This is a genomic window from Streptomyces sp. NPDC058678 (assembly GCF_042714835.1).
In the GTDB taxonomy this organism is placed as follows: Bacteria; Actinomycetota; Actinomycetes; order Streptomycetales; family Streptomycetaceae; genus Streptomyces.
The window spans coordinates 1-13047 of sequence record NZ_JBHXSG010000027.1 but is presented as its reverse complement, the minus strand read 5'-3'; the positions used below and the strand labels follow the sequence as shown (position 1 = coordinate 13047).

At 71.9% G+C, this 13047-nt stretch carries 10 protein-coding genes; 4 read left to right on the top strand and 6 right to left on the bottom strand.

The features are described from left to right. Nucleotides 1-117: 117 nt before the first annotated feature. On the bottom strand, nucleotides 118-1080 hold the full coding sequence (locus ACFWWR_RS23840; protein ID WP_383871800.1) for a UDP-glucuronic acid decarboxylase family protein: 963 nt from the start codon (nucleotides 1078-1080) through the stop codon (nucleotides 118-120). Between the two features lie 193 nt (nucleotides 1081-1273). Between ACFWWR_RS23840 and ACFWWR_RS23835 the strand changes: the two genes are divergently transcribed. Together ACFWWR_RS23835 and ACFWWR_RS23830 are read left to right on the top strand one after the other, a co-directional pair. After that, nucleotides 1274-1714 (top strand): SRPBCC family protein, encoded by a 441-nt coding sequence (locus ACFWWR_RS23835; RefSeq protein WP_383871798.1) that lies wholly within the window; start codon nucleotides 1274-1276, stop codon nucleotides 1712-1714. A 69-nt stretch (nucleotides 1715-1783) separates the two neighbouring features. After that, nucleotides 1784-3100, top strand: a complete 1317-nt coding sequence (locus ACFWWR_RS23830; protein ID WP_384305145.1) for a lanthionine synthetase LanC family protein — start codon at nucleotides 1784-1786, stop codon at nucleotides 3098-3100. Here the strand turns inward: ACFWWR_RS23830 and ACFWWR_RS23825 are convergent. The 5 genes from ACFWWR_RS23825 to ACFWWR_RS23805 all read right to left on the bottom strand — a co-directional run bounded on the left by ACFWWR_RS23825 (nucleotide 3052) and on the right by ACFWWR_RS23805 (nucleotide 9758). After that, nucleotides 3052-4203, bottom strand: a complete 1152-nt coding sequence (locus ACFWWR_RS23825) for an XdhC family protein (RefSeq protein ID WP_384305142.1) — start codon at nucleotides 4201-4203, stop codon at nucleotides 3052-3054. The two genes, ACFWWR_RS23830 and ACFWWR_RS23825, sit on opposite strands and share 49 nt — an antisense overlap. A gap of 52 nt (nucleotides 4204-4255) precedes the next feature. Continuing rightward, a complete protein-coding gene (locus tag ACFWWR_RS23820) occupies nucleotides 4256-5713 on the bottom strand; it encodes an NCS2 family permease (protein WP_383871791.1) in 1458 nt (485 codons plus the stop codon). Nucleotides 5714-5875: 162 nt separating this feature from the next. After that, a complete protein-coding gene (locus tag ACFWWR_RS23815) occupies nucleotides 5876-8272 on the bottom strand; it encodes a xanthine dehydrogenase family protein molybdopterin-binding subunit (protein ID WP_383871788.1) in 2397 nt (798 codons plus the stop codon). 2 nt (nucleotides 8273-8274) lie between these two features. Next, nucleotides 8275-8859: a (2Fe-2S)-binding protein gene (locus ACFWWR_RS23810; RefSeq protein ID WP_383871785.1), complete on the bottom strand. Its 585-nt coding sequence runs from the start codon at nucleotides 8857-8859 to the stop codon at nucleotides 8275-8277. Further along, the gene (locus ACFWWR_RS23805; protein ID WP_383871782.1) at nucleotides 8859-9758 is read right to left on the bottom strand and encodes an FAD binding domain-containing protein; all 900 of its coding nucleotides are present in this window, start codon (nucleotides 9756-9758) and stop codon (nucleotides 8859-8861) included. Before ACFWWR_RS23805 ends, ACFWWR_RS23810 begins: the two co-directional genes overlap by 1 nt. Before the next feature lie 374 nt (nucleotides 9759-10132). Between ACFWWR_RS23805 and ACFWWR_RS23800 the strand changes: the two genes are divergently transcribed. Together ACFWWR_RS23800 and ACFWWR_RS23795 are read left to right on the top strand one after the other, a co-directional pair. After that, entirely contained in the window at nucleotides 10133-11803 is a 1671-nt protein-coding gene (locus ACFWWR_RS23800; protein WP_384305140.1) for a PucR family transcriptional regulator, read from the top strand. Nucleotides 11804-11941: 138 nt separating this feature from the next. After that, nucleotides 11942-12721: a hypothetical protein gene (locus ACFWWR_RS23795; protein WP_383871776.1), complete on the top strand. Its 780-nt coding sequence runs from the start codon at nucleotides 11942-11944 to the stop codon at nucleotides 12719-12721. The last annotated feature ends 326 nt before the right edge of the window (nucleotides 12722-13047 follow it).

The following is a 13047-nucleotide window of genomic DNA, read 5'->3' as shown; positions in this document are numbered from 1 at the left end:
GACTCTTCCCAGCTGTCTCAAACTCTTGAAGATGACTTCGACCGAAATAACCGACTTTTCACTACAAGTGAGGCTCAGGTCACCGCTCTGTCGTCGCAGGACCTGCCTCAGTTCCGCTCAGGCCGCTACGGAGCGGGAGAACCAGCCGATCGTGCGCTCCAGCCCGTCGCTCCAGCCGACCCTCGGCTGCCAGCCCAGCAGCTCCCGGGCCAGCCGGGTGTCGGGCCGACGCCGGGCGGGGTCGTCGGCGGGGCGCTCCACGAACCGGATCCGGGAGGAGGAGCCGGTGAGCTCGATGATCCGGCGGGCGAGCTCCAGCATGGTGATCTCCTCGGCGCCGCCGATGTTCACGGGGCCGTCGGCGTCGGACGCGGCCAGCGCGAGGACGCCGTCCACCGTGTCGTCGACGTAGCACAGCGAGCGGGTCTGCCCGCCGTCGCCCGCGACCGTGAGGGGCGCGCCGTCCAGGGCCTGCGACACGAACGCGGGGACGGCACGGCCGTCGCCGGTGCGCATCCGCGGGCCGTAGGTGTTGAAGATCCGGACGATGGCGGTGTCCGTGCCGTGCACCCTGCGGTGGGCGGTGACCAGGGCCTCGGCGAAGCGCTTGGACTCGTCGTAGACGCTGCGCGGGCCGATCGGGTTGACGTTGCCCCAGTAGCCCTCGTGCTGCGGGTGCTCCAGCGGGTCGCCGTAGACCTCGGAGGTGGAGGCGAGCACGAGACGCGCGCCGTCGGCCCGGGCCCGCTCCAGGGCGTTGCGGGTGCCGGTGCTGCCGACGTCGAGGGTCTCCAGGGGCAGCCGCAGGTAGTCGACGGGTGAGGCCGGGCAGGCGAAGTGCAGGACCAGGTCGAAACGGCCGGGGAGGCCGCGCACGGCCGCGGCGTCGGTGGCGTCGGCGCGCACGAAGCGGAAGCCGCGGCGCTGCTCCAGGTCGGCGACGTTGGCGCGGGAGCCGGTGGCCAGGTTGTCGAGGCACACGACGTCGGTGCCCTCGGCGACCAGTCGCGCGCACAGATGGGACCCCACGAATCCGGCTCCGCCGGTGACCAGGGCCCGGCGCCGGGCGTGTCCGCTCACGGGGCTCTCCTCCCACTCGTGTTCACTCGCGTGTCGGCGCGAGTAACCAGGACGGCGGCGGCACATGCGTGGCGGGACGCTCGTTCACCCTCCGTGCCAGGGCCGGGACACTCATGTGTTCGCGCACTCGCGCGCCCGGCCGAGCCGTATACGAACGCACTGTTCAGCGGCCCGCGTTGCCTACGATCACCCCGTGGTCACCTTCCTCCTCGAACGCACGGCACCGCTCTCCCCCGACGAGGCGTGGCGCCGCCTCACCCAGTGGCCGCGCCACGGCGACACCGTCCCGCTGACCCGCGTCACCGTGGTCACGCCGCCGCCGACGGGCCAGGGCACCTTCGTCGTGGCCCGTTCGGGACTCGGCCCGCTCGCCTTCGACGACCGGATGGAGGTCACGGTGTGGCGCCCGCCCACGGGCGACCTGCCCGGCCTGTGCCGTCTGGACAAGCGGGGCCGGATCGTCACGGGCTGGGCCGAGATCGAGGTGCGGCCGGGTCCCGGCGGCCGTACCCGCGTGCTCTGGCGCGAGGACCTGCGGGTGCGTCTGCTGCCCCGGTTCTTCGACCCCGTGCTGCGGGCCGCGGCACGGTCGGTGTTCGGACGGACGGTCAACGAGCTGCTCAGACGACCGTGACGACCGCTTCCGCCCGTCCGCCGGCAAAGGCTCCTGAGGCGCGCGCCGCCGGATGCCAGAGTGGGCGTCATGACGCAGACCAACGTGAAGACCGTGACGGTGGACGAGACCGAGGCGCTGGCGGTGGACGCCCTGCGGTGGCTGCTCGACCAGGCGCGGGAGAGCGGGAACGGCGGCCTCGCCTGGGCCGAGCGCCCTTCCGACGCCGAACTCGAACCCATGCTCTACAGCGGTACGGCCGGCATCGTCCCGGTCCTCCTGGAGGCGTGGCGGCACTTCGGGGACGACGCGTACGCCGACACCGCCCTGCGCGCGGCCCGCTCGCTCGTGGCCGCCGTCGAGGACTGCGAGGACAGTTCCCTGTACTTCGGGCTCACCGGTATGGCGCTCGTGCTGCGGACCGTTCACGAGGAACTGGGCGACACCGCCGCCGGTGGTGCCGCCGACCGGGCTCTGGGGATCGTGCGGTCGCGGTTCGACGGCACCCGATGGGGCGAGCTGTTCGAGCTGATGGGCGGGAACGCGGGGATCGGTCTCGGCGCGCTGGCCGCCGGTGACGAGGAGTTCGCCGTGCTCGCGCTGGAGCCGTATCTGCGGACCGCCGAGCCGGTTCCGGCCGGCGTGCACTGGGAGTTCCGTACCGGCAGGGACGGGCGCATGCACCACATCTCGCACGGCACGCTGGGGATCGTGTACGCGCTGGCCACCGTCGGGGCCGCGACGGGACGGACCGACCTCGTCGAGCTGGCCGAGGCCGGTGCCGCTGGTGTCGTGGCCCGGGCCGAGGACGGGCCCGAGGGCTTCCTGGTCGCCCACTCCGACCCGGCGCACCTCCCCGACCTGATCGAGCGTCACAGCTACGGCTGGTGTCACGGGCCGGCAGGCGACGCCCAGGTGTTCCGCCGGCTCCGGGACGTCCTCGCCGCCCCGGCCGCCTGGTCGGCCCTGGTCGACCGCTGCTGGCACACCGTGACCCGCTCCGGTCTGCCGCAGCGGCTGCGTCCCGGGTTCTGGGACAACAACGGCCGCTGCTGCGGCACGGCGGGCGTCCTCGCACTGGCCTGCGACCGGATGGCCGAGCAGGACGACGGCCACGACTTCGCCGCCGTCCTCGTCGCGGATCTGGCCGACCGCGCGATCCGGGACGCCGACGGCGCCCGCTGGTCCAACTTCGAGCACAAGGCCACCCCGGGCGACCTCGAACCCCGCACCGGGTGGGCGCAGGGCAACGCGGGCATCGCGCGGGAGCTGACGCGTTTCGTCCGGCTGAGCCGGGGCGGCGACCCGGACTACGCGTTCGCCTGGCCCGACCAGCCGCCGGTGCGCCGCAGCACCTTTCAGGCCACCGATCCGATCCGCCCCGCCGGCACCGACGTCACGTCGTGATGGATCGGCGTGTGCGCGCCGGTCAGTGAGACCCCGCTGCCGCCGCGCCGGTCGGCGACGATCTCGGCGGCGATCGACAGGGCCGTCTCCTCCGGCGTGCGCGCCCCGAGGTCAAGCCCGATCGGCGACCTGAGCCGCGCCAACTCCAGCTCGGTGACGCCCACTTCGCGCAGCCGCTCGTTGCGGTCCAGGTGGGTGCGCCGGGAGCCCATCGCGCCGACGTACGCCACCGGCAGCCGCAGCGCGAGCTTCAGCAGGGGTACGTCGAACTTGGCGTCGTGGGTCAGCACGCACAGGACCGTACGGCCGTCCACGTCCGTGCGCTCCAGGTAGGTGTGCGGCCACTCGACGACGATCTCGTCGGCCTCGGGGAAGCGGGCGCGGGTGGCGAACACCGGCCGCGCGTCGCACACCGTCACGTGATGGCCGAGGAACTTGCCGACGCGCACCAGCGCCGACGCGAAGTCGATCGCGCCGAAGACGATCATCCGGGGCGGCGGGACGGACGACTCCACCAGCACGGTGAGCGGCGCCCCGCAGCGGGAGCCCTGCTCGCCGATGTCCAGGGTGCCGGTACGGCCGGCGTCCAGGAACGCGCCGGCCTCCGCGGCGACCGTGCGGTCCAGCTCGGGATGGGCGCCGAAGCCGCCGTCGTAGGAGCCCTCGGGGCGCACCAGCATCGCCCGGCCGACGAGCTGCGCGGGACCGGACACGATCCGGGCCAGCGCGGCCGCCCGTCCGCGCGCGGCGACGTCGAGCGCGGCCGTCACCACCGGACGGACCCGGTCGCCCGCCCGAACCGGCGTGACGAGGATGTCGATGATCCCGCCGCAGGTCAGGCCGACGGCGAAGGCGTCGTCGTCGCTGTACCCGAAGCGCTCGAGCACCGACTCCCCGTCCCGCAAGGCCTGTTGGCACAGGTCGTACACCGCGCCCTCCACACAGCCGCCGGAGACCGAGCCGATCGCCGTGCCGTCGGCGTCCACCGCGAGGGCGGCGCCGGGCCGGCGGGGGGCACTGCCGCCGACGGCCACGACGGTGGCCACGGCGAAGTCCCGCCCCTGCCCGACCCACCGGTTCAGCTCCTCGACGATGTCCAGCATGTCTCGGTCTCCTCAACTGCGCGGTCGTGTGGAGGGCGTTCGGCAATTGCGGCTAGTGCACGCCCAGCCAGCTCTCGATGGGTTCGAGGGCGAAGTACACCAGGAAGATCAGCGTCAGGCCCCACATGAAGGCACCGATCTCCCGCGCCCTGCCCTGGGCGGACTTGATGGCCACGTACGAGATGACACCGGCGGCGACGCCGGCGGTGATGGAGTACGTGAACGGCATGATCACGACGGTCAGGAAGACCGGGATCGCGGTGGCCCGGTCGGCCCAGTCGACGTGCCGGGCGTTCATCATCATCATGGCGCCGATCACGACCAGGGCCGCGGCGGCGACCTCGCCCGGCACGATGGCCGTCAGTGGGGTGAAGAACAGGCAGGCCGCGAAGAACAGGCCGGTGACGACGGAGGACAGGCCGGTACGGGCACCTTCGCCGACGCCGGTCGCCGACTCGACGAACACCGTCTGGCCCGACGCGCCCGCCACGCCGCCGATCGCACCGCCCGCGCCGTCGATGAACAGCGCCTTGGACAGGCCCGGCATCCGGCCCTGCTCGTCGGCGAGCTTCGCCTCGGTGCCGACGCCGATGATGGTGGCCATCGCGTCGAAGAAGCCGGCCAGCACGAGGGTGAACACGATCATGCCGACGGTCATCGCGCCGACCTGGCCCCAGCCTCCGAACTCGACGTCGCCGAAGATCGAGAAGTCCGGCATGGAGACCGCGCCGCCGTGCAGTTCGGGAGCGCCGCTCGCCCACTGCCTCGGGTCGATGACGTCGAGGGCGTTGAGGAGTACGGCCAGGACGGTGCCTCCGACGATGCCGAGCAGGATCGCGCCGGGGACGCCGCGGGCCTGGAGCATGAAGATCGCGAGGAGGGTGACGGCGAAGAGCAGCACCGGCCAGCCGGCCAGTTCACCGGTCGGGCCCAGGGAGACCGGGGTCGCCTTGCCCTGGTGCACGAAACCGGCCTTGTAGAAGCCGATGAGGGCGACGAACAGGCCGATGCCCATGGTGATCGCGTGCTTGAGCGCGAGCGGAATCGCGTTCATGATCATCTCGCGCAGTCCGGTGACGACGAGCAGCATGATGACCACGCCGTACATCACGCACATGCCCATCGCCTGCGGCCAGGTCATCTGGGGTGCGACCTGGGAGGCGAGGACTCCGGAGACGGAGAGGCCGGCGGCGAGGGCGAGCGGCACCTTGCCGAAGAACCCCATCAGGAGCGTGCTGAGGGCCGCCGCGAACGCGGTCGCGGTGATCAGCGCCTGCTGGCCGAGCGTGTTCCCCGCCGCGTCCTTGCCGGACAGGATCAGCGGGTTGAGCAGGAGGATGTACGCCATCGCCATGAAGGTGGTGACGCCGCCGCGCACCTCACGCGCGAGCGAGGATCCTCGCCGGGATATGTGGAAGTACCGGTCGAGCCAGGACCGTCCGGCCGGGACGCGGGTGCCTTCTCCCGCGTCTTCGGCGACGGACTGCGGCTCCAGGGACTGCTGGGTCATGTGGGCCTGCTCCCAAGGTTCATAGGGACACCCGCGGGTTGCCTTCGGCGACGGGCGGGTTTTGGGGAGGTGCACGACCCGGGGGACGGCCCGAGACGAACGGACGGGGGTCCTGGGGGACGCGGTCCCCCAGGAGAACTCACTGGTTCAACCCCCGGACGGTTACGTTCCGGTGAGGTGCTCCGGACGTACCGGCGTGCGGTTGAGCTCCAGCCCCGTCGCGTTCCGGATGGCCGCCAGGACCGCCGGGGTCGACGACAGGGTGGGTGCCTCGCCGACGCCGCGCAGCCCGTACGGGGCGTGGTCGTCGGCGAGTTCGAGCACGTCGACGGGGATGGTCGGCGTGTCGAGGATGGTGGGGATCAGGTAGTCCGTGAAGGAGGGGTTTTTGACCTTCGCGGTCTTCGGGTCGACGATGATCTCCTCCATGACCGCCACGCCGAGACCCTGGGTCGTGCCGCCCTGGATCTGCCCGATGACGGACAGCGGGTTGAGCGCCTTGCCGACGTCCTGCGCACAGGCCAGTTCGATGACCTTGACCAGGCCGAGCTCGGTGTCGACCTCGACGACCGCGCGGTGCGCGGCGAAGGTGTACTGGACGTGGCCGAAGCCCTGGCCGGTCCGCAGGTCGAAGGCCTCCGTCGGACGGTGCCGCCACTCGGCCTCGACCTCGACGGACTCGCCGTCGAGGACGTCGACCAGGTCGGCGAGGACCTCGCCGCCGTCGGTGACGACCTTGCCGCCCTCGAGCAGCAGCTCCGCCGTCGCCCAGGCGGGGTGGTAGGAACCGAACTTGCGGCGGCCGATCTCCAGGACCTTCTCGCGCACCAGCTCGCAGGAGTTCTTGACGGCGCCACCGGTGACGTACGTCTGACGGGACGCGGACGTCGAACCGGCGCTGCCCACCCGGGTGTCGGCCGGCTTGATCGTCACCTGGGCGACGCCCAGCTCGGTGCGGGCGATCTGCGCGTGGACGGTGACGCCGCCCTGGCCGACCTCCGCCATGGCCGTGTGCACGGTCGCGACCGGTTCACCGGCGATGACCTCCATGCGCACCTTGGCCGTGGAGTAGTCGTCGAAGCCCTCGGAGAAGCCGACGTTCTTGATGCCGACCGCGTAGCCGACACCGCGTACGACGCCCTCGCCGTGGGTGGTGTTGGACAGGCCGCCCGGCAGCTGGCGTACGTCTGCTGCCTCGCCGGCCGCGAGCCACTGCTGCTCCGGTGGCATCGGCATAGCCTTGACGCGGCGCAGGAGTTCGGCGACCGGGGCGGGCGAGTCGACGGCCTGCCCGGTCGGCATGACGGTCCCCTGCTCCATCGCGTTGAGCTGCCGGAACGCGACCCGGTCCATGCCCACCTTGTCGGCGAGCTTGTCCATCTGCGCCTCGTAGGCGAAGCACGCCTGGACCGCGCCGAAGCCGCGCATGGCGCCGCAGGGCGGGTTGTTGGTGTAGAGGGCGACGGCCTCGATGTCGACGTCGTCGATGACGTAGGGGCCCGCGCCGAGCGAGGCGGCGTTGCCGACGACGGCCGGGGAGGCGGAGGCGTACGCGCCGCCGTCCAGGACGATCCGCGCCTTCAGGTGGGTGAGCTTGCCGTCCTTGGTCGCCCCGTGCTCGTAGTGGAGCTTGGCCGGGTGGCGGTGGACGTGCCCGAAGAAGGACTCGAAGCGGTTGTAGACGATCTTGACCGGCTTGCCCGTGCGCAGCGCCAGCAGACAGGCGTGGATCTGCATCGACAGGTCCTCGCGGCCGCCGAACGCGCCGCCGACGCCGGACAGCGTCATCCGCACCTTGCTCTCGGGCAGACCGAGTACGGGCGCGATCTGGCGCAGGTCGGAGTGCAGCCACTGGGTGGCGATGTAGAGGTGGACGCCGCCGTCCTCGTCCGGTACGGCCAGACCCGACTCGGGGCCGAGGAAGGCCTGGTCCTGCATGCCGAAGGTGTACTCGCCCTCGACGACGAAGTCGGCGCGTTCCCGGGCCGTCGCGACGTCACCGCGGATGATCGGCTGGCGGTGGACGATGTTCGGGTGCGGGACGTGCCCGACGTGGTGGTCGTCGCGGCCCTCGTGGATCAGGATCGCGTCCGGCGCGGTCGCGGAGGCCTCGTCGGTGATGACGGGCAGCTCCTTGTACTCGACCTTGATCTTGGCGGCGGCGCGGCGCGCGGTCTCCGGGTGGTCGGCGGCCACGATGGCGACCGGTTCGCCGTGGTGGCGGACCCGGCCGTGGGCGAGGACCGGGGTGTCCTGGATCTCCAGGCCGTAGTTCTTCACGTCGGTCGGCAGGTCGTCGTACGTCATGACGGCGTGGACGCCGGGCAGGGCGAGGGCTTCGCTGGTGTCGATGGACACGATCTCGGCATGGGCGACGGTCGACCGGAGGATCTGGCCCCAGAGCATGTCCTCGTGCCACATGTCGGACGAGTACGCGAACTCGCCGGTGACCTTGAGGGTGCCGTCCGGGCGGAGCGTGGACTCGCCGATGCCGCCCTTGGTCTTCGAGCCCTGGGTGACCTTGGTGGGAGTCCCGATGGGGGCGCCGTTGCTCGGCATGCTCAGACCGCCTCTCCCTGTCGGGCGGCCGCCAGGCGGACCGCGTCCATGATCTTCTCGTAGCCGGTGCACCGGCACAGGTTGCCCGACAGCGCCTCGCGGATGTCCGCGTCGGTCGGGTTCGGGTTGCGCTCCAGCATCTCGTCGGCGGCGACCAGCAGACCCGGCGTGCAGAAACCGCACTGGACGGCGCCGGCGTCGATGAACGCCTGCTGCACCGGGGAGAGTTCGGTGCCCTCGCCGGTGTGCGAGTCGTGCCCCTCGGCAGCCCACTCCCGTGCGTCCTGAAGGGACGTACCGCAGGCACCGGAGGCACAACCCCCGTGCTCGGCACGCTGCTTGGCGAAGTCGGCGAGCCCTTCGACGGTGACGACCTCACGGCCCTCCACCTGCCCCGCGGCGACCAGACAGGAACACACGGGTACGCCGTCCAGCCGGACGGTGCAGGACCCGCACTCCCCCTGCTCGCAGGCGTTCTTCGAACCCGGCAGCCCGAGCCGCTCCCGCAACACGTACAGCAGGGACTCGCCCTCCCACACATCGTCGGCTTCCTGCGGACGGCCGTTGACCGTGAAATTGACACGCATTACGCGACGCTCCCCTTCTGCTGTGTCCGGCCGTCGGTGCCGCGGTACGACTCCCAGGTCCAGGTGAGGGTGCGGCGGGCCATGACACCGACCGCGTGGCGGCGGTAGCTCGCGGTGCCCCGGACGTCGTCGATCGGGTTGCAGGCCCCGGCGCACAGGTCCGCGAACTGCTTGGCGACCGACGGGGTGATGATCTTCCCGTTGTCCCAGAAGCCGCCTTCCTCCAGCGCGGCGTTCAGGAACTCCTCCGCGACCTTGGCCCGGACCGGGGTGGGCGCGGCCGAACCGATCCCCGTACGCACGGTCCGCGTCTCCGGGTGCAGGGCGAACCCGAACGCACACACGGCGATGACCATGGCGTTGCGCGTACCGACCTTCGAGTACTGCTGCGGCCCGTCCGCCTTCTTGATGTGCACCGCGCGAATCAGCTCATCGGGCGCCAGCGCGTTGCGCTTCACGCCGGTGTAGAACGCGTCGATCGGAATGCGACGCGATCCCCGCACCGACTCGACCTCGACCTCGGCGCCGGCCGCGAGGAGGGCGGGGTGGGCGTCACCGGCGGGCGAGGCGGTGCCGAGGTTGCCGCCGACGCCGCCGCGGTTGCGGATCTGCGGGGAGGCGACGGTGTGCGAGGCGAGAGCGAGACCCGGCAGTTCGCCGCGCAGGTTCTCCATGATCTTCGCGTAGGGGACCGAGGCCCCGAGCCGCACACTGTCCTCGCCCACCTCCCACTCCTCGAGGTCGCCGACGCGGTTGAGGTCGAGCAGGTACTCGGGCCGGCGGTGGTCGAAGTTGATCTCGACCATCACGTCGGTGCCACCCGCAATCGGCACAGCGGTGGGGTGCTCGGCCTTCGCGGCGAGCGCCTCCTCCCAGCTGGCGGGGCGAAGGAAGTCCATGACCGGCTCTCTTCTTCGTCTGTGGGTCGTACAGATTGAGCCAATCCGTGTGCGGCGGGCCCGGCTCGTCTCTTGTGCTGTTTACGCGGAGTGAGGCCAGTACACAGCGCTGTGCGCCGACCGGGTCAGTCACGGAAACCATGAAGGAGTTGGCTGGCCAGGGCGGTCATCTTGTAGATTCGTATGAAAGGAGGTCATCGGCAACCTCCTCGTTTTCCTGCGGAAACGCGCGGCGCACACCGTGTGACCTGGAACACGGCCGGAATGCGGCTCCGGAGCGGCGAGCACCGCTCGGCCACCGCCGGACGGACACCTCGTCCGCGAGCCAGCAAGATTCATCGTAGATTTCGAGACAAAGAACGGCGGCGACGAGAATGCGGCTGCGCGCACTGCTGGACACCGACGCGCTGGGCCTGCGGCTGCTCGGCGGCGAGGACGAGCTGGACCGCACCGTGCGGGGCGTGATGACCACCGACCTCAGGGATCCCAGCCGCTACCTCTCCGGCGGAGAGCTGGTCCTCACCGGCCTCGCCTGGCGCCGGGACGCCGCCGACTCCGAGCCGTTCGTACGACTCCTGGTGCAGGCCCAGGTGGCCGCGGTGGCGGCCGGCGAGGCCGAACTCGGGAGCGTGCCGGACGACCTGGTGGAGGCCTGCGCGCGCCACCACCTCCCCCTCTTCGCGGTGCACGAGTCGGTGGCGTTCGCGGCCATCACCGAGCACGTCGTGCGGCAGGTGTCCGGCGAGCGGGCCGGTGATCTCGCGGCGGTCGTGGACCGGCACCGGCGGATGATGACCTCGGGCCCGGCGGGCGGCGGCCCGGACGTGGTCCTGGACCTGCTCGGCTCAGACCTGGACCTGCGCGCCTGGGTGCTGTCCCCCGCCGGGCGGCCCATCGCGGGCTCGAAGGTCGCCGGACCCGCCCTGCCGGCCGACGTGTGCGCCAAGCTCGCGGCCGAACACCTGGCGGCGGTCCGCACCGGCCGGCGTGGCCCTCACCGCGTGCTGCTCGGCACCACCACCTACTCGCTCTTCCCGGTCCGCAGCAGCGGCGGCCGCTCCGCGCAGGGCTCCCGGGACGTGCGCGAGACCGTGCTGTCGGACTGGCTGCTGGCCGTCGAGGCGGACGCCGGGGACTGGCCGGAGGAACGGCTGGACCTGCTCCAGGGCGTCACCCAGCTGATCTCGGTCGAGCGCGACCGGCGGGACGCGGCGCGCACCGTCCGCCGGCGCCTCGCCCAGGAGGTCCTGGAGCTGGTGCAGACGGGTGCCGCGCCCGCCGAGATCGCGGCCCGGCTGCGCGTGGCCGCCCCCGTACTGCTGCCCGGCCTCGGCTCGGCCCCGCACTGGCAGGTGGTCGTCGCCCGCGTCGAGTGGCAGGGCGGCGACCTGGAGGGCGGCCCGATCGCCCAATCCCTTCTCGAGGAGATCCTGGTCGACCCTCTGTCGACGGGACCGGAGCCCTCCGACCGGATCGCCGTCGCCCACACCGGCGACGAGGCCATCGCGCTCGTACCCCTGCCGGCCGTGTCCACGGAGCACGACGGCTCGGAGATCCTCGCCGAGCTGCTCCTGGAGTCCGTACGGGACCCGCTGTCGGCCGGTCTCGACGACGACGGGCGGGTCACCCTCGGCGTCAGCGCTTCGGTCCACTCGGCGGAGGGCCTGCGCGGCGCCCTGGAGGAGGCGCGGCACGCCCGCAGAGTGGCCGCCGCCCGTTCCGGCCGGGTCTGCGCGGCCGGCCACCAGGAACTGGCCTCCCACGTCCTGCTGCTGCCCTTCGTCCCGGACGACGTCCGCCGGGCCTTCACCGCCCGCCTCCTCGACCCCCTCCGCGACTACGACCGCCGCCACCGCGCCGAACTCATCCCGACTCTGGAGGCCTTCCTCGACTGCGACGGCTCCTGGACGCGCTGCGCGAACCGCCTCCACCTGCACGTCAACACGCTGCGCTACCGGGTGGGCCGGATCGAGCAGTTGACGAGCCGTGATCTTTCACGCCTCGAGGACAAGCTGGATTTCTTCCTGGCACTGCGAATGAGCTGACCCCTCGAGGCCCAACGCGCCTACCAGGACTCCCACGACTTTGTGAAATCCTTCACCCACCCCCTTGGCCCAGCCGGGCGATCCGTGCTGAGATGCCGCCACCACTCATAGCTCGATGGCGTGCTCGGGGAGGGCAACGTGGCGCATACCGCCATGTCTGGTTACGGAACGACCGCCGGTGACGATCCACTCCAGACCGCGGTATGGCGGCTACGCTCCCGCGCCTGCTGGACGGACGCCGCCGCACTGCTCCAACCGACCACCGCACCGGCCGCGCTCCAACGGGCCGCCCTGCTGGTGGAACGGTGTCTGTACACCGAGCAGGGCTGGGAGCAGGCCGAGGACGCGCTGCGCACCGCCGAGGCGCTGGCCCACGGCGACGACGAGCGCGGCGCGGCCGCTTGTGAACGCGGGCAACTTGCCTACGCGGCGACGCTGCACGGCGTCCGGGACCGGGCCGACGAGGCACGGGCGGCACTCGGCCGGGCCGCGGCGCTGATCCCGCCCGGGGCTCCCGGGCGGGCCCTCCTCGACTTCCGGCGGGGGTTGCTGGCGGAGAACCTGGCGCACTCCCCGCAGTCGGCACGTGCGGCGTACCGGCGCGCGCACGCCGGCGCCACCGCGCACTCCGATCCACTTCTCCTGTCCTTCACCTGGCGCCACCTGGCCGGACTCGCCCTGCGGGAAGGAGAGTTGGCGGAGGCACGGCACGGCTTCAGGGAATCGCTGCGGATCCGCGAGGAGTTGGGGTACCTCGTCGGAACGGCACCGGCACTGGCCTCCCTGGCCGACGCGGAGGTGGAACCCGAGGCCTCGCACCTACGAGAGGAAGCCCGGCGATTGTTCCGCCTCCTCGGAGGCGTCCCCACCTGGCTGTCCCACCAACTGGCCCCGGCCCCTCCGGCGGCAACGGCGTAACCCACCACCCCGCCGGCCCTCACGCCCTGGGTGCTCCACCCTCAGCCCCCAAACCTGTGCCCACCCACCACCCGACCCGGTCGGCCGAGAGCGGTGGGTGGAAGCGCAGGAATGGCCTCCGCCCACCCGACGAGACGGCCGACCGACGGACTCTGCCCCCAAGATGCGGGCGGGACCAGGAATGGCCTCTGCCCACCCTCCGTCTCAGCCGGTCGAGAGGTGGGTGCGCCCCCGCACTCGCGTACGGCGGCAAGGGGCCGTGTCGGGGGGTGTCCGCCCGCAGCGGTTGGCGCGTCAACACCGGTGAGTCGGTGAGCGACCGATTC

Excerpts from the sequence above, each read along its gene's own strand:
- ACFWWR_RS23830 (WP_384305145.1), top strand. The coding sequence starts at position 1,784 with ATGACGCAGACCAACGTGAAGACCGTGACGGTGGACGAGACCGAGGCG.
- ACFWWR_RS23825 (WP_384305142.1), bottom strand. The coding sequence starts at position 4,203 with ATGCTGGACATCGTCGAGGAGCTGAACCGGTGGGTCGGGCAGGGGCGG.
- ACFWWR_RS23820 (WP_383871791.1), bottom strand. The coding sequence starts at position 5,713 with ATGACCCAGCAGTCCCTGGAGCCGCAGTCCGTCGCCGAAGACGCGGGA.
- ACFWWR_RS23815 (WP_383871788.1), bottom strand. The coding sequence starts at position 8,272 with ATGCCGAGCAACGGCGCCCCCATCGGGACTCCCACCAAGGTCACCCAG.
- ACFWWR_RS23810 (WP_383871785.1), bottom strand. The coding sequence starts at position 8,859 with ATGCGTGTCAATTTCACGGTCAACGGCCGTCCGCAGGAAGCCGACGAT.
- ACFWWR_RS23805 (WP_383871782.1), bottom strand. The coding sequence starts at position 9,758 with ATGGACTTCCTTCGCCCCGCCAGCTGGGAGGAGGCGCTCGCCGCGAAG.
- ACFWWR_RS23800 (WP_384305140.1), top strand. The coding sequence starts at position 10,133 with ATGCGGCTGCGCGCACTGCTGGACACCGACGCGCTGGGCCTGCGGCTG.